Annotated in this window: 17 protein-coding genes; 2 read left to right on the forward strand and 15 right to left on the reverse strand. The window is 44.0% G+C overall.

Translation table 11 applies throughout. The annotated features are described in order from the left end of the window. Positions 1-182: 182 nt before the first annotated feature. The 6 genes from CAL7507_RS17275 to nfi all read right to left on the reverse strand — a co-directional run bounded on the left by CAL7507_RS17275 (position 183) and on the right by nfi (position 6,214). Positions 183-617 (reverse strand): hypothetical protein, encoded by a 435-nt coding sequence (locus CAL7507_RS17275; RefSeq protein ID WP_015129773.1) that lies wholly within the window; start codon positions 615-617, stop codon positions 183-185. A gap of 262 nt (positions 618-879) precedes the next feature. Continuing rightward, complete coding sequence (locus CAL7507_RS17280) at positions 880-1,605, reverse strand: GDSL-type esterase/lipase family protein (protein WP_201447849.1); 726 nt, start codon at positions 1,603-1,605, stop codon at positions 880-882. An 82-nt stretch (positions 1,606-1,687) separates the two neighbouring features. Continuing rightward, positions 1,688-2,575 (reverse strand): CPBP family intramembrane glutamic endopeptidase, encoded by an 888-nt coding sequence (locus tag CAL7507_RS17285; protein ID WP_015129775.1) that lies wholly within the window; start codon positions 2,573-2,575, stop codon positions 1,688-1,690. A 142-nt stretch (positions 2,576-2,717) separates the two neighbouring features. Then, the gene (locus CAL7507_RS17290) at positions 2,718-4,679 is read right to left on the reverse strand and encodes an FHA domain-containing protein (RefSeq protein ID WP_015129776.1); all 1,962 of its coding nucleotides are present in this window, start codon (positions 4,677-4,679) and stop codon (positions 2,718-2,720) included. Positions 4,680-4,842: 163 nt separating this feature from the next. Beyond that, entirely contained in the window at positions 4,843-5,421 is a 579-nt protein-coding gene (locus CAL7507_RS17295; protein WP_015129777.1) for an FHA domain-containing protein, read from the reverse strand. Between the two features lie 127 nt (positions 5,422-5,548). After that, the gene (nfi, locus tag CAL7507_RS17300; protein WP_015129778.1) at positions 5,549-6,214 is read right to left on the reverse strand and encodes a deoxyribonuclease V; all 666 of its coding nucleotides are present in this window, start codon (positions 6,212-6,214) and stop codon (positions 5,549-5,551) included. Between the two features lie 415 nt (positions 6,215-6,629). On the opposite strand from nfi, the gene CAL7507_RS17310 reads away from it, so the two are divergent. Next, the gene (locus tag CAL7507_RS17310) at positions 6,630-6,917 is read left to right on the forward strand and encodes a hypothetical protein (protein WP_015129779.1); all 288 of its coding nucleotides are present in this window, start codon (positions 6,630-6,632) and stop codon (positions 6,915-6,917) included. A gap of 140 nt (positions 6,918-7,057) precedes the next feature. Here the strand turns inward: CAL7507_RS17310 and CAL7507_RS17315 are convergent, their stop codons facing one another. The 7 genes from CAL7507_RS17315 to purC all read right to left on the reverse strand — a co-directional run bounded on the left by CAL7507_RS17315 (position 7,058) and on the right by purC (position 15,700). Beyond that, positions 7,058-8,302, reverse strand: coding sequence for a DNA cytosine methyltransferase (locus tag CAL7507_RS17315; protein WP_042342240.1), 1,245 nt, complete (start codon positions 8,300-8,302; stop codon positions 7,058-7,060). Between the two features lie 129 nt (positions 8,303-8,431). Continuing rightward, the gene (gene lpxB, locus CAL7507_RS17320; protein WP_015129782.1) at positions 8,432-9,601 is read right to left on the reverse strand and encodes a lipid-A-disaccharide synthase; all 1,170 of its coding nucleotides are present in this window, start codon (positions 9,599-9,601) and stop codon (positions 8,432-8,434) included. A gap of 126 nt (positions 9,602-9,727) precedes the next feature. Then, entirely contained in the window at positions 9,728-10,546 is an 819-nt protein-coding gene (lpxA, locus tag CAL7507_RS17325) for an acyl-ACP--UDP-N-acetylglucosamine O-acyltransferase (RefSeq protein ID WP_015129783.1), read from the reverse strand. Positions 10,547-10,779: 233 nt separating this feature from the next. Continuing rightward, the gene (fabZ, locus tag CAL7507_RS17330) at positions 10,780-11,310 is read right to left on the reverse strand and encodes a 3-hydroxyacyl-ACP dehydratase FabZ (protein ID WP_015129784.1); all 531 of its coding nucleotides are present in this window, start codon (positions 11,308-11,310) and stop codon (positions 10,780-10,782) included. Positions 11,311-11,391: 81 nt separating this feature from the next. After that, positions 11,392-12,243, reverse strand: coding sequence for a UDP-3-O-acyl-N-acetylglucosamine deacetylase (gene lpxC / locus CAL7507_RS17335; RefSeq protein ID WP_015129785.1), 852 nt, complete (start codon positions 12,241-12,243; stop codon positions 11,392-11,394). Between the two features lie 200 nt (positions 12,244-12,443). Next, positions 12,444-14,786 (reverse strand): BamA/TamA family outer membrane protein, encoded by a 2,343-nt coding sequence (locus tag CAL7507_RS17340; RefSeq protein WP_015129786.1) that lies wholly within the window; start codon positions 14,784-14,786, stop codon positions 12,444-12,446. A 176-nt stretch (positions 14,787-14,962) separates the two neighbouring features. Beyond that, positions 14,963-15,700 (reverse strand): phosphoribosylaminoimidazolesuccinocarboxamide synthase, encoded by a 738-nt coding sequence (gene purC / locus CAL7507_RS17345; RefSeq protein WP_015129787.1) that lies wholly within the window; start codon positions 15,698-15,700, stop codon positions 14,963-14,965. Between the two features lie 576 nt (positions 15,701-16,276). Between purC and CAL7507_RS17350 the strand changes: the two genes are divergently transcribed. Further along, positions 16,277-16,540, forward strand: coding sequence for a hypothetical protein (locus tag CAL7507_RS17350; RefSeq protein ID WP_015129788.1), 264 nt, complete (start codon positions 16,277-16,279; stop codon positions 16,538-16,540). Positions 16,541-16,588: 48 nt separating this feature from the next. Here the strand turns inward: CAL7507_RS17350 and CAL7507_RS17355 are convergent, their stop codons facing one another. After that, a complete protein-coding gene (locus CAL7507_RS17355; protein ID WP_015129789.1) occupies positions 16,589-19,186 on the reverse strand; it encodes a GAF domain-containing protein in 2,598 nt (865 codons plus the stop codon). Positions 19,187-19,207: 21 nt separating this feature from the next. After that, on the reverse strand, positions 19,208-20,347 hold the full coding sequence (locus CAL7507_RS17360; protein ID WP_042341390.1) for a glycosyltransferase family 1 protein: 1,140 nt from the start codon (positions 20,345-20,347) through the stop codon (positions 19,208-19,210). Between the last annotated feature and the right edge of the window lie 143 nt (positions 20,348-20,490).

A 20,490-nucleotide genomic window follows, 5' to 3' on the forward strand; every position in this document is an offset into this window, starting at 1 on the left:
AGAGTCAACAGTTATCAGTTATCAGTTATCAGTTATCAGTTATCAGACATGAAGTTTCGCGTCTTTAGATTAAAGAATTATTATCATACTCGCAATTAGCAATTTTGGTTCTCATTATTGCTACGCCAGCACAACTACCAATTCCAGAGATGATATGTGAATTTTTGAATTTTGAATTGGGATTAGAGCCATTCTCCGCCCCGAAAACGCCAACGGGGAAATATAATCCGCATCAAGCTTTGGGAAACAACAAAAACTGCTAACCACACAACGCTATAGTGCAGTAGAAAAACGACTGGCGGGAGTAGTTCTTTAGGCTGGGGTATAGGTAAGAAACCAAAAATTTTTACCCCACAAAAGACAAATGAAAATTCCCAAATACCAGCAAGAAGTTGAAAAGCGGCTGGCCAATCTCGATCCCAGCGAAATTTTTGCAGATAGTTATAAAGCACATCCCAACCTAAGCCTAAAATGGCGACATAGCCGAGTATCCAAAAATAAACTGAGTCAGGATTGGCACCAATAACACCTGTGGCAAAAGGCAATGATACGAAAACACCTACAGTTGCTAATAGTAATAATCGAGTTTGCCAGCGACCAAATAAAGTTGGAGTCATAAAGTGGGGGACTAGGGACTGGGTGAGATGAGGAGATTTTGAACTCTTGACAAATGACCAATGAGAGCGCTAGGACTCATCTTAAAAAATACAACAAGATTTTGGTGCTTTTCGCAAAAATAGGAAATAAAAAGATACTGCAAAGTCGGTGAGATTGCTAGTACTTCACCACATTAATTTCGCTCTGCTGCTAGATCCCCGACTTCTTTAAGAAGTCGGGGATCTAACCACCTTCACCTATCACAATTAGTGTGGTCAAATACTAGGACGATCGCAAATGAAAATCAAATCTAGCATGATATGTCGCCAATGCATCCCAATTGATGACGGCTTCTAATAAAGCTTGATAGCCTAGGGTGTTGGGGTGCAGTCCATCATCACTTAAGCGTTTACACCTCCACGTTTCACCGCGTGCCATCCATTGGTCGAAAATATCTAGATAGGGAATATTTCTTTTGTTGCAAGCCAGTCGTGTCGCTTCTTTGTAGCGGTGCTGTTCGGTATGGTTGTAGTAGAAGCAATCGAGAAATGGCATCTTGGCTTCATCAACTGGAACCATACCGACGAAGAACACGGGGCAGAGTTGTTGTGCTTGTTCTAGCAAAGCAGCGATTTGCGTTTCAAATACAGCGAAATCCGTGTAATTTCTGCCATGAGGACGAGTTAAGCAGGCTGAATCATTCACCCCTACTGACAAAATAATCAAGTCGGGGACACGATTTCGCAATTCACCCCGATGGCGAAATTCTACTTCTAGTCGTTGTGCTACTTGCTGCGTGCGATCGCCCCGCACTCCCAAATTATAAAGAATATGACCGGCACTATCGGGTAACATCCACCAGCGCCGCAGTTGTTCGACCCAGCCGCCGCGATCGGGATCGCCAAAGCCATAAACTAAGCTATCCCCCAGTGCGATGATCTTCAAAGGCTGACATTGATTCGGTGCTACAGACAGCTGCATTGAGGAAGGGGCCAGAAATGTGTGCATTGAAAAAATATATTTTATATCTTTACAAGATTCTATACATTTCTATACCATTAATGCTGATTTTTATTTAACACTGACTTTCTCACCCTTGCGCCTGGTTGGCGTTGAGTGAGTAGGGAAGTAGACCATTTTTACGGGGCCAATTCCGATACAGAAAGCGAACTAACAAAGGCAGTGAAATCAGCATGAGTACAACACCTACCCACCAACTAGAACGTAATTGTTCTATGCCATTCACGGCTGATGTAGTTTTAGTCCCAGTACTCAAAAGACTTGCTGCTACGGCTAGGGAATTATTGAAGGCATGGCAAGCCATCGGCACAAGTAGCGTGCGAGTTTTGATGTATAACACCCCCATGACGATGCCAAATAAGGACAATCCTACGAAGTTGGCATGGAGAATTCCGAACAACACCCCAGAAGCTATCAAGGCAGATGGCATCCCCCACTTGCTCGCCCAACGCTGTAAAATAATTCCCCGGAAGAGGAATTCTTCGGTGATGGGGGCGACTACTATAAATGCGATCGCTGTCAGCAGATTATAGAAAGGTGGTGCAGTATTCCGTGGAGATGGACTACTAGCAACCTGACGCATAACTCCCTCGACAAAGGACGGTGCAGCTAATGAGAGTAAGTAAAATGACACCAGGTAGGCACTGAGTGAAAACAGAATCATTAAAATTACTAAGCCAACCAATGGCAACCACTTCTGATTTTTCGGTACGCTACCCACTACATATTGAAGCTTGATCCCAAAGCGTTTGAAGTCTGCTAGTTCCCATGCACAAAGTAATCCAAAAATCAAGATGTAGAGAATTATTGTTATAACTTGACTATTAAATTTCAGTCCAGTGATGCCTTGTATTACCCCTAACCCAATACCCAGACCAATTGATAGCACTAAACCCCGGAAACACAAATTGCGAACCTTGAGCTTGAGGAAGGGGTTATGAGAATTATCAGGTGTCATAAATGGATAGTAGGCGATCGCCTATAATTTTTTTGCTATAGCAATTCTCGGACGAATAAAATACACCCTTCCCCAAAGGAGTCAGAATTCAGATCACCCAATCAAAAGTGTATTGCACTCGACGGAGAACCTCTATATTCGCCTAGGAAGGTGACTGATTTAACACCCACTTCCACCATTGACCGAAAGAACTCAGGACATTTAAACGATGTAACCCAGGCGCATGGGCAGCAGCGAGTCCATCAACAGCAACCAAGGCAGCATATTGTAAGCCCAGGAAGCTATCAACCGCTGCATAAGGGCCACCAAGGGTAATTGCCCCAGCTGCATAAACTTGACCTTTACCACTACGCATTTCTACTAACTCAAAATTGTTGGCTACAACCAATCTTCCCAGATGATTTAAGGGCAATCTGTAATGTTTCACCAAATCATCTAATAACGGACTAGCTTCCACCTTGGCATCCAAGCCTGTGGCATCAATAATAAAGTCAGCAGAGAGTGTCATTTTCCCAAAGCCTTTTTCTTGGATTTGGGTAATAGTGCGGTTTTGGCTATCCTGCTCTACGCCCAGCACCTCACCAAAGGTGATTTGATACCAGCCTTCACTGATACCTTGCTCAGTAATCAGCTGCCAATCATAGCGGTCAGCAGTGGTAGTACCACCCCAGTCGGCTAGTAAGCTTTTGCGTTCATCAGGACTAGCCTTCTCTAACATTACCCGCAGTTCGCCGCCCCAACAAGCTTTAGGCCAATTAAAAGGTTGAAATTCGTAATGATTTTTGACTGTGCGTTTCGCCTTTTGAAATTTGTTGCCGTGGGGTTTAGGCGATCGCATCAAATGTAAGACTGTAATATTGCGATTTTTCTTTCTCGCTTCATAAATTCGCTGCACCACCCGCGAAGCCACAATTCCCCGCCCTCGAATTAACACAGTACCACCCTGTCGCTCTAGCTGCTCATAAACATGATCATGGGCTTCATAAGCATTGACTACAGACTTAAAATCTTGATATTTTTCTCTATAAGCTTGCAAATCTGGCAAAAATTGAATGGCTGGGTAGCCTGTTGCTAAGTGCAAATAACGTGCGACAACAAAAGCATAATTTCCCGGTCCACGAGAATAAGCTACACAATACCTACCATCTCCAGTCTTGCGAATTGCCCTAACTCGCCCATAACGATAAATTTGATTCCAGCCAATCCGCTTTGCTTCTCTGTCTATGGAATCAAAAACATTACCGGCTCTGGGGGTATAAGTTTCTGCATATGTTGGCTCTCCAAATACCTGCCATAAATACTTAAAAGCTGTGTTTAACTGACCTTTACTAAAATCATGCCAAGCTTCTCTTAAGGCATAGCTAGGCCAACCCCAAATATTATCAGGACAAGAGTCGGAATTAGACCGCAGTCTTTCATATAAGGGAATTTGCGAACTTAAACAGAGGCGCTTGTAACGGGCATAGGGCTGCTCTTCCAATCCCAACGCCAAAATTTTATCAGCCCGTACACCACTAATTCGCAGCAAATCAGCCCAAACAAAGCTACCTAGTCCTGCCCCAATCGCCAGATAATCATACTCATCTACAGGTAAACCTGTGGCATAAAGCGCTTGCACAACCACATTTTCCGCCTGAAATGCCGGGGGAGGGAAGTTACTACCCAGAGGGGTCACAGGTCGAGCAGGGCGCAAACTGGGGTCAGGGAGATTGGTATTAGGATTAAACTGAATCCTGGAAGGGGGACTAGTGACTGCTCGTGTAGGTGCATTAGTAACAAACGTCACCATCATCACATATGGGCCAATTTGCACCGTATCGCCGCTAGCTAAAACACTATGCATCTGGCGCTGACCATTGACAAATACACCGTTTACAGCACCTTGATCAATTACCACCAGTTGGTTTTGTTCCCAGTCAATCAGGGCATGGTAGCGCGAAACCTCGTTACTATTCAGCAACATCCGCGACACCCGCTCACCCCTGATTTCTTCAGGTAACCGAGCGAATTCTCGACCAAAGGCAATGGGTACATTTAACCTCGGTTCCCGCCGTTCTCCCGTAGCTGGTTCATCCCAACTCAATTGAATTTGTAGGTTAGTCATTTGTCATTTGTCAAGAGTCAAGAGTCAAGAGTCAAAAGTCAAGAGTCAAAGGTCAAGAGTCAAGAGTCAAGAGTTAAGAGTTAAGAGTTATTTGTCTCCCTCATGTCCCTCATGTCCCTCAATCCCCAGTACCCAGTACCCAGTACCCAGTACCCAATCCCATCTAATTACCTGGTGTCACCAACACACTCACCGCCGCCGCCAAAGATGTTCCACACCAATGACAGCCCTCGTTCAGTTTTTCCAGGGGAGAAACTTTATGACATTTGGAACACTCTAAGCCATAAGCCCCTACTGGTAATGGAGGGGGCGTAGGTGGATATATGGGATGATGTTGCTGCACTTGTGGCGACTGATATAAAGGGGTTTTTGGTCGTTGGTGCTGATGTGCAGGCGGTTGTGGTGGGGCTAAAATTGTGGCAGGGAAGCTGTCAATTACAATATTTGTCACCTTGAATTCCATTTGTCCTAAATAAATCACACTGCCTTCTTTTAAAGGCATTTCCCCATGAAATAGCTGTTGTCCATCTACTAGGGGTGGATTTGGTTCGCGCAGGTTTCTAATATAAAATTTTTGTTGCTGGGAGTGAAAAAATATTGCTACGTGTAGACCAGATACCGTACCATTGCTCACAACAATGTCGCACTGGGATGGATCTCGTCCGATCCGAACTGGTTGTTCGTAAATCTTCTGAGTTTTATCTTGACCTGCATCATGCCACTGCAAAGTTAGTGCGTTCATTGTTCTAACTTAGTAACTCTTGTTTAGCTACTTCAACTCCTATCTGTGCGATTCCTAACATGATTGGGCAGGAGCAAGCAAGTATTTAGAAAAAACTTCAAAGAAAACTATACAGAGATATTTAGCTTTATCTTGCAGATGCTATCTTATCTGCGATGCGTGTAGTTTCCGGCAACCGATATTTCGGCGTGCAGCGTAACACATAGTCAATGGCGGTAGATAAACTAATCCGATGTCCACTGGAGACATATACAGGTTTTACTCCCGCACGTGTCCGTAAAACTGCTCCAATCGTTTCCCCTTGATGTATCAGTGGTTGCCAACTACCTTTTGTTTCTGCTAACTCTTGATGCTTGCCAATCAACAAGGATTTTGCCACACCAATCGTAGTTATATCAAGTATTACACCCAAATGGCTGGCTATACCCAATCTGCGGGGATGGGCAATTCCCTGACCATCACACAGAATGATGTCTGGTATGATTTGCACCTTCTCTAGAGCATCAAGTACAGCTGGAATTTCTCGAAAAGAAAGGAACCCAGGAATGTAGGGAAAGCTGGTAGGACGGTATGCTACAGTCGTTTCCAGCACCTGTAAATCAGGAAAACTCAACACTGCTACTGCTGCACGGCTAATAGTACCATCCGCTTCAAAACCCATATCCACTCCCGCAACGTATTGGATGGGTGCTTGCAGTTGATCTTCTGTAATTACTTCAGTGCGTAACTGTTCTTGGATAGCTATAGCTTCCTCTACGGTATTGGGCCAAGCATGATGTTGCGGGATTTTCATTTTTAAGCTGTGAATTAAAAGGTTAGTTTTCCGAAATCTTGATTAGTAACAGTGTATCTATCGTTCTCATTAATTTTTAAAATTTCGCAACCTTTTGCTCAAGTCTCAGCACCAAAATTACTATTATCTGTAGGGTGGGCAATGCCCACCACATCCGGGTTTTAGTAGGCAATTCCCACCCTAAAATTAAGATTTTTCACAAATCATTTAGGATTTATATAGTTTGGCAAGCACAGAAAAGAAACAGTAGTTTTTATCGCGAGTTAAAAATTGGCACACTCAGCGGTGTTTTGAAGCAAGCAAAAGTCACGCCAGAAGAGTTTATGGAAAATATGTGAGGGCGATCGCCCCTCAAAGCTAAACTAGAACTAAGAAAGGCGATCGCTGAAAAGCAACTAAACACGGGTTAAGAATAGTGACTAATTCCCAACCAGAAGATATAACCGCAAGGCTTGATGATATCGATAATCGCCTAGAGCAATTGGGGGATGAAATAGACCTTATCCGTACCATTCAGGATGGAGTTAGACGTGAAACTCGCGCTAATAGTCAATCGCTTGCACGACTAGAAAGAACAGTAGCTAATCTCGCTGATATTGCCCGTCTACATCAGCAAGCGCTGAGGACTAGCCAACAGAATATTGATCGTATTTGGGAGTATTTATTAAGACAAGGCGGCAATGGTAATAGCCCGTCAACGTAGCCACGACCGCGCAGCCAATGTTAATATCAAAATACCTGATGCTATCCATGCAGTAACAGCACTGCTGACTTAATGTTCTACTTTCAAGCCTTTCCTAGTTTAACAGTAGTTTTACTTTCTCAGATATCTTCACCCTAAATCTATTGATAATATTGTGCAGCTTGCACTAGATGAAGTTGAAGCAGCCTCTCCTCACCCAGTTTTTGCTGACAATTTGGCTTACAAGGCACCACATTCAAACTGCGAATAATCTCCATCGCCACAGCTTTTGCTAACAGTGGTGGTACAGAATTTCCCACTTGCCGAAATCCATGCCATTTGGTGACATGAAATCTAAACCAATCGGGGTAAGAATGTAGTCGCGCTGCTTCTCTGACGGTGATACATCGGGGTGTAAATGGATGAATTGGTCGAGGAGAAGTAAAAGAACCTTTATATTTATCTGTTCCGGCTCTGAGTGTATTGCAAACACCATCAGGATGTAATTTATGGAAACGGCTGATTGGTTCTCGTTCTCCTTGAATGGTAGCAGCAAAACGCTCAATAGTTGCAATTGAATGTTTGGTTCGCAGACTAGAAGTGAGAATTCGAGAATCAAATTCACGTTGGTATGAATAATCATTTTTTAATTTAGAAAGACCGCGTAGTCTCAGAGCATAATTGCTAGGTTTTCCATACTCCGCAACTACCCAATCTTTCTTGATTAAATCTGCATATTGTTCTACTTCTGGGATATCTTTAATTGCATCCCATACCGTAGGACTAGTTGGTAAATTAGATAATTTTATTTTAGATTTATGAGGCTTTGCTGGTTTAGTAATTGGTTGTGGGTATTTTGGTAACTCTACGTCTTCCCTAGCTCCTAGGAGAAATAATCTTTCTCGTGCTTGGGGTACGCCGTAGTGAGCCGCATTTAAAACTTGGTAGTTTTCTTCTACTGTATAGCCTTTAGCTTGAAACTCATTAATTAATGTTTGCAGGATTTTTTTATGCTCGCCTAGTGTGATTCCCCGGACATTTTCCATTACAAAATATTTGGGTTGCAGTTCCAAAACCAAGCGATGAAAATGGAAAACTAAAGAATTACGAGGGTCATCAAAAACCCGTTTACCCATGAGGGAAAATCCTTGACATGGTGAACCACAAATTACCACATCAATTTCCCGATCGCCTATTTCTGACCTTTGTCTAATTTCTTCCCCTGTTGTCTCCACCACGCTTTTACATAACACTGACCAGAAGGGAAAGTTAAACTCATGAACAGCACAATGGATGGGGTCAATTTCCACAGAGGCGAGAACATCAAAGCCAGCTTGTTCAAAGCCAAGGGTCATACCACCTGCCCCGGCGAACAAGTCTACTGCAATTGGCCGTTGTTTTCTCATCTCATAAGCCATGACACCTCTCAAGGGATTGGGGATTAGGGATTGGTGATCGGGTATTAGGACAATTATTTACTCGGCACTCAGCACTTTCAACTCAGTACTTTTCATGAAATTCCCAGTCCCCAGTCCCTAGTCCCCATTCCCCCCTAGCATTTGCAAAATTTCTTGAGCAGCGCGATCGCATACTCCTAATTCTCCCAAACACTGCCGCATTTCTTGATAATCTGCCAAGGTTTGCTGTCTCCGCTCAGGATTGAGTAACAATTCCATCGCCGCCTGGGTGATATTCTCCGGTGTTGCTTGCTCTTGTAAAAATTCTGGCACAATTGGCTTCATCACCACCAAATTGGTAGGCGATGCAAAGGGTATGGAACCTTTAAGAATTTTACGGGCAATCCAAGCTGTAACTGGACTCAGGCGATAAACAACCACTTGTGGCACATTTAACAGTGCTAGTTCCAGGTTGACAGTACCAGATTTGGTGATGGCGAAATCAGCAGCCGCGAAAACTTCCTTTTGTTGACCAGAGACAACTGTAGCCTGTAAACCATAGCGCTCAATTGCTGCTACAATCATCTGCCTGTATTCTTCTAAAGACAGAGGTATCCAAAAATGGGCTGCTGGTAATTTCTGCTGAATAGTTTGTGCAGCTTGAAAAATTATAGGTAAAAGATATTTTAATTCTTGGCGACGAGAAGCGGGCAAAAGAGCGATCGCTATCTGTTCTTCTGGAATACCCAAATTAGCGCGGGCTGTGTGGCGACTGGGGGCATTTTGCATCCGGTCAACGAGCGGATGCCCCACCCAAGTAACTTTAGCCCCTTGCTGGCGATAATAACGGGCTTCTTCAGGAAAAATGGCTAACAGATGGTCTGTAAATTTCACAATTCGGTCAGTGTTACGCAAGCTGACTGACCACACCCACTCTTGGGGAGCGATGTAATAGACTACAGGAACCTCTGGCAGATGCTCTTGCATGTGAGTGCCAATGCCGAGATTTGGCCCCATATAGTCAATGAGAATCACTAAATCAGGTGGATTTTGTTTCAGGTGGGCGATCGCTTGTCGTTGCACCTGAATAGTTGGCAAAATATAGGGTAGGGATTCTAGAATACCCATAGAGCTAATAGCAGTAGTATTGCCCACTAAGGTTGCCCCTGCTGCTGCCATTTTTTCACCACCAAGGGCTGTAATCTCTAATTCCCACCCTGCGACAACAGCGTGACGCTTCAGCGATGCTATTAATAGCGACCCTTGTAAATCGCCAGAAACTTCGCCAGTGCTGATAAATATCCGCATTTACTTAAGAGGGAATGGGGAATTGAGAATGGGGAATTGGGAATGGGGAATTGAGAATGGGGAATTGGGAAACACGGAAGAAATAACTCCTGACTCCTGACTCCTGACCACCCCCACCTACTGAAATTAAGACTCATCACTAACGCCTGGTTTACTCTTACCGGGAATTAAACCACGTCTACCCGGCATCTTAGAAAGTAACAGAAAACGCCGCAAGTTTTGTAGTTCTTCAGTATCTCCCAGCATTTCTAACTGTTCCAAAGCATCTGTAAAGGGTAAGTTAGAGCGATAGAGAATCCGGAAGGCTTTTTTCAGGATTTGCAAGTTACCTGCACTCATCCCAGAACGTTTTAGACCTACAAGATTGAGAGTCCGCACCCGCGCCGGATTTCCTTCCACCAGCATGTATGGTGGGACATCCCGGTCAATGCGAGCCATCCCGCCTACCATTGCATGTCTACCAATATGCACAAACTGATGAACTCCCAAAACCCCGCCCAGTCTGGCGCGTGATTCGATGTGGACATGACCTGCCAGCGCCACCGAGTTAGGAATTACCACATGGTCTTCAATTATGCAATTATGAGCCACATGGACATAAGCCATCAGTAGGTTGCCATTGCCAATTACTGTGGCTTCTCCCGCACCAGTGGCACGGTTAATCGTGACGTATTCCCGAATCAGATTATTGTCCCCAATTTTGACCCAAGTGGGTTCACCCACAAACTTGAGATCCTGGGGTTCCATGCCGATAGCTGCACCTGGAAAAAACTGATTTCGCGCCCCAATTTCACACGGTCCTTCTAGCACCACATGAGCGCCAATTATAGTTTCAGGACCGACTTTGACATGCTCTCCAATCACAGCATAGGCACCGACTTGCACTGTAGGATGGAGTTCCGAGTTAGGATGGACTACAGCAGTTGGATGAATAAGCGTCTTCAAGGGTGAATCTCCAGAACTGACTTGAGTGCTGTGCGTTAAGTGACCAAAAGTGTGTGTGGGGCAAAGCAAGTTCAGTGTGTTAGCGTAGCGTCTCGATACAGAAGGTGTCGAGACTTAAAAAAATATAAAGTGCTATTATGGCTTGTTTATTTTACTGCTATCCTTAACGGGATTCAGTGAAGGGCACTTCACGGCTGTGCCCAAACCACAAAAGCAAATTTTTACATTAGCAGTTAACTTATCAAAGAGAACATTAGTTCACCTTCAGCAGCGACCTGACCGTCAACTTTGGCACTAGCTTGCATCTTACCGAAACGACGTTGCTTGACCCACAACAGTTCCACGGTGAGGATCAGTTGATCCCCTGGTACTACTTGACGGCGGAACCGGACTTTATCGATACCAGCAAAAACGAACAGTCCCCCTTCAAGCGCTGGTAATTGGGTCAGCACAATACCCCCAACCTGTGCCATTGCTTCAACAATGAGAACTCCTGGCATCAATGGACGTCCTGGGAAGTGTCCTTGGAATTGGGGTTCGTTAACGGTGACGTTTTTTACCCCTACCGCTTTTTTCCCTGGTACGTAGTCAATAATCCGGTCTACCAGTAAAAAAGGGTAGCGGTGGGGGAGTAGTTTCTGAATTTCTTCAGATGTGAAAGTAGTTTTCACTTCTGGCGCGGTTGTATTTTCTAGAACAGCCTGGTTTTCTGTAGATGCAGGTGCAATTGCATCGGTGCTATTGGCTTCGGTGAGGATTGACATTGGCACTTTTGTTGGTTTTGACTCTTAAAATTGAGTAGTTGGGCGTTGAAACTTACTAGAATTGCGGATTTTGGATGCTATCTAAAATCTCAAATCTAAAATTTTCTGCGCTAGCTGAATGTGTAAATTATGGCTGGCTTTGTACGCCAAAAAATGAGCTATGGGAAAATTTCCCACTAAACTCAAATCTCCTACTAAATCCAAGATTTTATGACGTACTGGCTCATTTGGAAATCTCAATGGCGGATTTATCCAACCATCATTCCCACAAATGAGTGCATTATCTAAGCTGCCACCTTTGATTAAACCAGAACGTTGTAAATGTTCTATTTGATGCAGCAAACCAAAGGTACGGGCGGGGGCAATTTCTGTAGCAAAGCTAGCAGAGGCATTTTCTAAATTACCAGCTTGTGACCAACTGTGCCATTGATTACTAATAGCAGCCAATTCAAAGTCAATCCCGTAGCTAAAGCGAGTTTCTGCGGCGGGGATAGCACCGACAAAAGCATCACCCTGATAAACCCAAATTGGTTCTTTGATCACCAATGGTGATTCAGCGCCTGAAAGTGCTTGTGAGACTAAACCCACTTGAGTGATACTTTCTGTCCACAGTCTTGCTGAACCATCCAAAAGTGGCACTTCTGGCCCATCAATTTCAATTCGGGCGTTATCTACACCCATTCCTGCAAGGGCTGCCAATAAATGCTCTACTGTGCGAATACACGCCAGATCTTTTCCCAACTGAGTGGATAGCACCGTTTGACTCACCGCTGCAACTTGGGCGGGAATGATTGGTAAATCTGGTAAATCTACCCGCACAAAATAGCGCCCACTTCCCGCCTCGGCTGGCAAAATCCGCACGTTGGTACTAACACCACTATGCAGTCCTACTCCGGTTTGGGTAATTTCCGCGGCTAAAGTGTGTTGTTGCATAGGCAAAAAGTCAAGATGCTTCGGTTGGTATTGTCTATGTTTAGATCGGGCAAAATCCTAGGACTGCCATGATCAAAGGCACTAATTTCTTTATTTGAACAGTATTAAGGTAAAAGTAAAAATTAGCAAGTTATGGGGAATGGGGAATGGGGAATGGGGAGAAATACTTAATGCCCAATGCCCAATGCCCAATGCCCAACTTAAAACCTTTCACCAATGCCAAAGTTGATACGGCTGTCACCATCGTCGTTGATACCGTAGTCAATGCGAATTGGCCCTAGTGGTGATTGTACGCGCACGCCAAGACCATAGCCGTAGCCACTGCCGTTTTTGTTGAGTACTTCAGCCGCTCTAGTACTGGTTCCGAGATCACTGCCATAGTCAAAAAATAGTGCGCCGCTGACTACTGAGAAAACTGGGAAGCGATACTCAACAGATGCTTGTACGTAACTACGTCCACTGCTTAATGTTCCTTCTTCGTAACCACGGACGGAGTTACTACCACCTAGGGTAAATGCTTCGTAGGGGGGTAAGTCACCTAAGACTGTTCCGCCTTGCAAATTAAAAGCCAGGGTTTGTGCCCCTTTGCTGAGGCTAATTAGCTTGATGGGGATATATTGACTGTAGCTACCCCGTAATCTTGTAAGGAAAATGCTACCTGAGCCTACAGGTACGGATTGATCGACTCCGAAACGGAGATAAGAGCCACTGGTGGGTTGCAGGGGGTTGTTACGGCGATCGCGCTGCGCCCCTAATTGCAATAGCACCAAATCGTCGTCACCTGTACCCGATTGGGTCAAGGGAACTAGTTCTGTGGGCTTACCATCTTGGTAGACTGTTCCTTGGGTTCTAGCATTGCCATCAGCATCACGGGCAGAAACTCGTTGATATTGCAAGCCAGCTGAAGCCGTCCATTCAGAGTTTTGATAGGGATTACCTGAAAGGGGACGGGTAAAGGTGATACCACCGCCTAAACGGACGATCCGGGGGCGATCGCCTCCTGTGGATGTTTCATCCCCAAAAGTCTCAATATTTTTATCTTTGCCATCAAAAATCAACGAAATGGAGCGGCGGCGGAATAAATTCGCTGTGTAGGAAGTCCGATTTGGATCTCCACCAATCCAAGGATCTGTAAAGCGGAGATCAAATAGCAGTTCCCGCTCCCCTACTTGTAACTCTGCCCCTAATTTCTGGTTTCTACCACCCAGGTTTTGCTGCTGATAACTGACGGTACCAAATAATCCACTGGCAGAACTAATCCCTGCACCAGCCGCAATGGAACCACTATTGCGTTCAGCCACATTCACCACTACATTCACCTTGCTGGGGTCACTACCAGGATCAAGGGAGACATTCACGTCTTCAAACAAACCCAGTCCAAACACCCGCTGTAGGTCTTTTTGGACGATATTGCGGTTGAATACTTGTCCTTTTTTTAACTCTACTTCCCGTGTAATGATGTAATCTTTTGTCCGTCCCCGAATTGGTTGTCCCTTTTCGTCTGTCTCTTGTCCTTCTTTGTTGCGGAACCGGACTTTAATGTCTTCTACTACCCCTTCGGCTACCTGTAGGGTGACAACTCCATTTTCTGATACTTTCGGTGAGCCAATCACGTTAGCCAGTACATAACCTTGGTCTTGGTATCGCTTGGTTAACTGCTTGACACCTTCTTGTAGGTTACGCAGGTTGAGAATACTACCATACTGGGAGCTAAAGACTTCATCTGCCGTTTTCGCAGGGAGTACCGAGGCGACACCTGTACCAGGATTGGCTTCGATTTGTACCTTGGTTAAGACGGGGTTGGGCTGAACAACAAAACTCACCCGCACTCCCAAAGGGGTATCTTCTGGTGAGGCTTGGACATTGGAGAAGAAGCCTGTACCAAAGATAGCGTTGATATCTTCTTGCAGTTGGGAACGGGTGGTTGTTCTTCCAGGTTGAGTTTTAATTGCTTTGTAAACTTGGTCTTCTAGTTCTGGAGAGAGTTGTCCTGTCTCTGATTTGACTAATACCTCTGATACCAGTACGCGTGGTTCACTTGTTTCTGGAGTTGTTCCGGGAGTTGTTCCGGGAGTTGTTCCGGGCGTCGCTGGGAATACAGGTGATCCTACTGGTGGCGTAACGCTGGGGGTTGGTTGGGGGGTAGGTGTTGGTTTTTGAGTACCTGCTGGCGGAACTGCGGGTGCAGGGGTTGGTTGGGGGGTTGGTTTTGGGGTTCCCGCAGGAGTTTGGGCAATTTTTGGTGTCGTTGCGGTGGGGATGACGATTTTGGGTGTCGCCACTGCTGACTGTGTTGAAAATTCTGCGATCGCTGGGGAATGTAAACCTGTCAGTGACTTAACCTCTGTTGATTTAGAGGCAGATTTTAGCTGCTCTATCAACTTATTTTGACTAATTTCCTTTTCTGGTGGCTGATTTGTTGCCGATGGGAAAACTTCTGCTGTCTGATTTGAACTGTTCGTGGTTTGAGCATTTGCACTCAGCGAACTACTTAACGGAGCTGCTACTGCTACTGCTGCCACCAATAGGGGTGATAAACGCATTTTATTTATATTCCTCTTCACTTCCACACACACACCGTCAAACAATTTTAGATTTTGGATTTTAGATTTTGGATTTTGGATTTTAGATTGATCCCATATACCAATTTAAAGGCTGGGGAATTTTACCCAACAGGATTTGCGATTAATTCCACAGATAAATCTGGGGGCTTTTAGCATCAAGGATTACTTTCTACTGCTTTTAGCACTCTTTGTAAAACCTCCTGGTAGGCATTCTCTATGTTTCCCAAATCACGACGGAATCTGTCTTTGTCCAGTACCCGGCGATTAGAGTCTTCTTCTGCTGTGTCCCACAAACGACAGGTATCGGGGCTAATTTCATCGGCTAGGAGGACTTGCTGTTGTGAGTCCAAGCCAAATTCTAGTTTGAAGTCTACTAGGGTAATCCCACACCGTTGCCAAAAGTGACAGAGAAACTCGTTGATTTGCAATGCTAGATGGGTAATTGTCTCAACTTGTTCCGGAGTTGCTAGTTCCATTAAGTAGAGGCGATCGCTTGTCAACAGTGGATCTCCCAGTTGATCGTTTTTGTAATAAAACTCTACCAGAGGTTGTTTCAGAACTGTACCTAATTGCAACCCTGTTTGTTGACACAAACTCCCGGCGGCAATATTTCTCACAACTACTTCCAATGGCAAAATTTTTAACGCTGCAACCCGCATTTGATTGGGGGCTGGGCTATCAATAAAGTGAGTTTTGATACCATTGGCTTCTAGCTGTTGAAATAATTGGCTGGAAATGGTACAATTTATGCTTCCTTTTCCTACAATACTGCCGCGCTTCTGGGCATTAAAAGCAGTGGCATCATCTTTAAAATCAGCCAACAAGACTTCAGGATCGTCCGTTGCGTAGAGAATTTTCGCTTTGCCTTCGTATAGCTTAGAATGAACAGACATGGCAAGGGGTAGAATTTATAGTTGATCAGCAGCTTTTGTCTTTGTAGGCTAGACTATTTTATCTTTAGTTATTAATCATTAGCCAACAAACTAGAGTCAGTGGCAAAAACTCACAACTAAAACCTGGCTAAGGACAATTACCTCGGCTACATGATAGAATCCGTTCAAAATGATATCTTTTTACAGCGTAATTAAAATTGCCTTCTCTTGCAGCAAATTTTTAGCTGGATGTAAAAGAGTATATTTACACACGTTGTGGCTAGAGTTCCAGTTTAAAGCTAACTACAGTCCGCATTTTATAAAATGGTGGAATAAGATAAAGCGAATCGGCGACTAAGAGACAGTTTAACTACCGTCTTTTTGCCACTTTGGCAGAAAATTTGTTTGTAATACGTGCTGTTCTGGGATTTCGCGCTTTATGCTGTTTTGTGAAAGCCAGGACTAAACAAATTCGCCCAAATTATTGTAGGAGACAGATTTATTTCATTGCTCCTGCGGTAACAAAAGGATGAAAGTTACTGGTGGTTCAGCTTCAAGTCTATAGACAGGAGGGAAGTTGAATAATTGGAGAAAAAAATGGTGAACAAAGATGATTTTCTCTATCCTCGTGGTCGCTACTATGGTCAAGTCAAGCCAGAAAACTTGGTTTTTAATGCGAATCTACAGGAATTTGCCCAAAAAGTAAGTTACATCTGTAACTTAGAAACAGGGGGAAAACTACCGCCTGATGAAGCTTACGAGCAAATAAAGGCTCTCTGGAAACATTTAAAACAAACGAAAAAGCAACTGAGAATTGGCGAAGATCCCTTCAACAACGACCAGGATAAAGCTGAAGATTGAAAAATTACTCAATAGCCCAAAGGTAAAATGTGGGATGTTGAGCATTGATTACTTCGCAATCATTGTCCAAATGCCATCCCAGGAATCTGGGGGTGGTGTTTTTTGGTAATTAGCAGCGCGTTCTAGGTGAATATCCACAGCTTGGTCTGTGGGTCTAATTTGCTTGGCAGCTTCAAAACAAGCGATCGCTTGTGTAAACTTACGTGATAAATAAGCACTACGCCCAGTCTGATAATAAAACAAAAACTCTTGCGTATCTGCGTCTAAGGGTGTATGGCGATCGCTAATTAGTTCGTAGATATTTACTGCCTGATGCTTACCTTTAACCCGAATTTTATCTAATTGGCGTACCCAAATGCGATCGCTGCACAACTGATAAGTAAATTCGCTTAGAATTATATCACAACCATACTCTTTAGTCACGCCTTCTAAGCGCGAACTCAAATTCACCCCATCCCCAATCACGGTATAGTCCATCCGTTTATGGGAACCAATATTACCCGAAACCACTTCCCCAGAACTAATCCCAATCCCGAATCGGATTTGTGGCTGTGCTTGGATAATCCGCCTTTGGTTAAATTCCGCCAGTCTTTGCCGCATATCTAATGCTGATTGTACTGCCCGCCAAGCATGATTTTCTGTCAATGGTAGGGGGGCACCAAACACCGCCATTAAGGCGTCACCAATAAACTTATCTAGGGTGCCTTCATAGTTAAAAACTGCCTCAACCATTGTCTCAAAATACTGATTAAGCAGCGATACCACCTCAGCCGCACCGAGATTTTCTGTCAGGGTTGTGTAACCCCGAATATCCGAAAATAGGATAGTCACATCTTTGCGCTCACCCACCATTAAAGCATCTTCCCCTAAGGCCATGACTTGCTCGGCGACATGGGGTGTCAGGTAGCGATACATGGTAGTTTTCATCCGCTTTTCCTGACTAATATCTTCCAACACCACCAAGCCACCCCGCACTCCACCTTCGGGGTTAGTGAGGGGATTAACGGTGAGATTCAGGCTGCGTTCTAATTTTTGGACTTTGCTAGCGGGTAAAAATGCCGACTTGGGGGTTAATGGTTGGTTCCAGGGAATGAAAAAATCTGGATTAGTGCGATCGCGCACTACTAAAATTGCATGGTGAATGGTGAGTGCTGAGTCTTGAGTTTCGTTGAGCGATCGCCACTCATTACTCACCACTTGATATAAACCCACCGTTAAACTTTGCTCTGGGACATAATGTCTAGCACCAATCTTTAAACTATCTTCCAGGCGCATTTGCAGGTTTTCAATTGGTATCACCTCCCAAACCAGTCGGCCAATCAAATTTTGCTCCCAAAGAAGCTTACTACTTTTAGTGTTAGCTTCCCCCAAAGGACAACCCAGTAATTGCAGTGCTGCATCATTAATAGTAACAATTCGACCTGCCATATCTGTAGAAATCACAGCATCTGATAAACTCTGAAGAATATCTTTTTGATACTGTTTTTCTAGGAGGACATTTTCAAATAAACGAGCATTTTCTAGAGCAATTCCTGCTTGAATATTAAAAGCCCGCATAAATTCTTCATCAGAAGCAGTAAAACTCCCTTGCTTCTTATTAATTAACTGTGTGACTCCAATCAATTCATTAGCAGAATTAAACACCGGCAAACACAGAATATTCCGAGTTACATATCCAGTTTTTCTATCTGTACTTGGATCAAAACGAGGGTCTTTATAAGCATCAGGGATATTCACAGCTTCGCCTGTCGAGGCTACATAGCCAGCAATGCCACGGTTAGAAGGAATGCGAATTTCCATCATATTTGTCCCATCCGCAGCCGCTGCTACCTTCGTCCAGAGTTCCCCCATCTCTTTACGATATAAAAATAGCGTACTGCGGTCTGCTTGCATTAAAATCCGGGCTTGTTCCATGACTATCTGCAAAGTTGCTTCTAAATCTAAACTTTGCCCTAGTGTTTGAGTCGCCCGCAAAAGTGCAGTTGCACCCCGCTGATTACGAGCTGCTACATAAAAAGATTGACAGCTTTCTAATATAATCCCAATAGAAGCCGCAAAGTCCCGGAACCGTTCCTCGTCATCATGATTAAAGGGAATATTTCCAGATTTATTTGCTAGTTGTACTACCGCTACAGTCTGGTTTTTACTACTCACAACTGGCATACATAAAATATTGCGAATTTTATAGCCCATTTGTTTTTCTAATTCTGGGCTAAATAAAGGGTGAGTAGCAGTTTCAGCTATATTGAGATATTGACCTGTACTAGCGACATGACCCGGAATTCCTACTGTGATTGGAGTGCGAATTTCTAAAAATCTTTGTGTGTTATCTTGGGGAACTTTTGACCACAGTTGATTTTTATCATAATCTACTAAAAAAATTGCTGTGTGTTCTGCTTTGAGAATTTGACCTATTTTAAGTGTGATCGCCTCTAGAACTTTCTCCAACATAGTCTCTAGAGCTTCATTATTAATTAGCTCAATCGCTCTCAAAAATTGTTGGAATTCAGCAGTAATAAAATCCAGTAAACAGACAAATTCGTTAACAGAAAGGTCTTTCACACGACGTAGTAGGGCGTGGGTACGATTAACTTGAGTGAGTTCAGTTAACGTAGCCAGGACGCTACCAGGGTTGGGAAGTGTCATGATAATTTTAAATGCGAGATGTTAGATTTTTTTCCATATATTATTTTGAGCAAAAATTGCCTTTTGATAGTAATTTTGTAGCTGATATACGGCAGTTTCCCATCCCCATTTTTCTGCTTCTCGACGCGCATTTTGACGGATAATATTACTTTTTTGTTTGTTTTGTAAGAGATTAATAGTAGCTGCGATCGCCTCTTGAAGATCAACTTTTGCCTCGAACAGATATCCATTAACCCCATTTGTAACAATATCAGGAATTCCTCCCGAACGAGCTGCCACGACTGGACAACCAGCAGCCATTGCTTCCAATAGCACTAGTCCTAATGTCTCTGTACGGGAAGGAAAGATAAAAGCATCAGCGCTAGCAAAGGCAGAAGCTAACTCATTTCCTGTGAGATAGCCGACAAAATTGGTGTTTGTGCCATGAAAGTGTTTTTTGAGTATTTGTCGGTGGGGCCCATCTCCCACCAATGCTAATCTTGCTTCGGGAATAGCCTCTAAAATTGCTTTGATGCCCTCAATTTCTTTTTCCGCAGAAAGCCTCCCCACATAAAGTAGCAAGGGACTTTCTGGATGATTCTGTGACAGATGCGATCGCATAGACACACTAGCCATTTGTGGGTGAAATAATTCTGTATCTACGCCTTTTTGCCACAAGTACAGCCTTTTAATGCCATGTGCTGTTAATTCCTTGATCATTGCTGTGGAGGTACAAAGATTCAAAGCTGCTTGATTATGAGCATTTTTGAGCAATTCCCACAGCAGCCCTTCTAGGGACTGCAAGCCATAGTGTTGGAGATACTGGGGTAAATGGGTATGGTAAGATGCCACCAGAGGGATATTTAACCTCTTGCTATAAAATATACCAGATAATCCCAACACTGCTGGATTGACGACATGAATAATATCGGGTTGAAATTCTTTCAGCACAGAAGCGATCGCTGGACGAGGTAAAGCAATTTTTAACTCTGGATATAGTGGTAGAGGAAAACCAGACACGCCATAAACTTTAGCTCCTTTGTATTCGCTGATACCACCATCTGGGGCAATTACTAAAATTTGGTTTCCATTGCGCTGTAAATGCTCAATCGTATAACGCAGACGAGTTGTAATGCCGTCAATCTTCGGCAAAAAGGTTTCAGTGAATAGGGCAATTCTCATAAATATGGGGCATTGGGCATTGGGCATTGGGCATTGGGCATTGGGAATGAGGAAGATGAGGGAGAAATAACTCCTAACTCCTGACTCCTAACTCCTACCTCCTAACTCCTAACTCCTAACTCCTACCTCCTAACTCCTGACTC

Origin of the sequence: Calothrix sp. PCC 7507 (genome assembly GCF_000316575.1) — a bacterium.
Taxonomy (GTDB): Bacteria; Cyanobacteriota; Cyanobacteriia; order Cyanobacteriales; family Nostocaceae; genus Fortiea.

Bases quoted from the DNA above. Each gene is read 5' to 3' on its own strand.
- CAL7507_RS17290 (WP_015129776.1), bottom strand. From the start codon at position 4,679: ATGACTAACCTACAAATTCAATTGAGTTGGGATGAACCAGCTACGGGA.
- CAL7507_RS17315 (WP_042342240.1), bottom strand. From the start codon at position 8,302: ATGAGAAAACAACGGCCAATTGCAGTAGACTTGTTCGCCGGGGCAGGT.
- fabZ (WP_015129784.1), bottom strand. From the start codon at position 11,310: ATGTCAATCCTCACCGAAGCCAATAGCACCGATGCAATTGCACCTGCA.
- lpxB (WP_015129782.1), bottom strand. From the start codon at position 9,601: ATGCGGATATTTATCAGCACTGGCGAAGTTTCTGGCGATTTACAAGGG.
- CAL7507_RS17360 (WP_042341390.1), bottom strand. From the start codon at position 20,347: ATGAGAATTGCCCTATTCACTGAAACCTTTTTGCCGAAGATTGACGGC.
- nfi (WP_015129778.1), bottom strand. From the start codon at position 6,214: ATGAAAATCCCGCAACATCATGCTTGGCCCAATACCGTAGAGGAAGCT.
- CAL7507_RS17285 (WP_015129775.1), bottom strand. From the start codon at position 2,575: ATGACACCTGATAATTCTCATAACCCCTTCCTCAAGCTCAAGGTTCGC.
- CAL7507_RS17295 (WP_015129777.1), bottom strand. From the start codon at position 5,421: ATGAACGCACTAACTTTGCAGTGGCATGATGCAGGTCAAGATAAAACT.
- CAL7507_RS17340 (WP_015129786.1), bottom strand. From the start codon at position 14,786: ATGCGTTTATCACCCCTATTGGTGGCAGCAGTAGCAGTAGCAGCTCCG.
- CAL7507_RS17355 (WP_015129789.1), bottom strand. From the start codon at position 19,186: ATGACACTTCCCAACCCTGGTAGCGTCCTGGCTACGTTAACTGAACTC.
- lpxC (WP_015129785.1), bottom strand. From the start codon at position 12,243: ATGCAACAACACACTTTAGCCGCGGAAATTACCCAAACCGGAGTAGGA.
- CAL7507_RS17350 (WP_015129788.1), top strand. From the start codon at position 16,277: ATGGTGAACAAAGATGATTTTCTCTATCCTCGTGGTCGCTACTATGGT.
- CAL7507_RS17280 (WP_201447849.1), bottom strand. From the start codon at position 1,605: ATGCACACATTTCTGGCCCCTTCCTCAATGCAGCTGTCTGTAGCACCG.
- CAL7507_RS17275 (WP_015129773.1), bottom strand. From the start codon at position 617: ATGACTCCAACTTTATTTGGTCGCTGGCAAACTCGATTATTACTATTA.
- purC (WP_015129787.1), bottom strand. From the start codon at position 15,700: ATGTCTGTTCATTCTAAGCTATACGAAGGCAAAGCGAAAATTCTCTAC.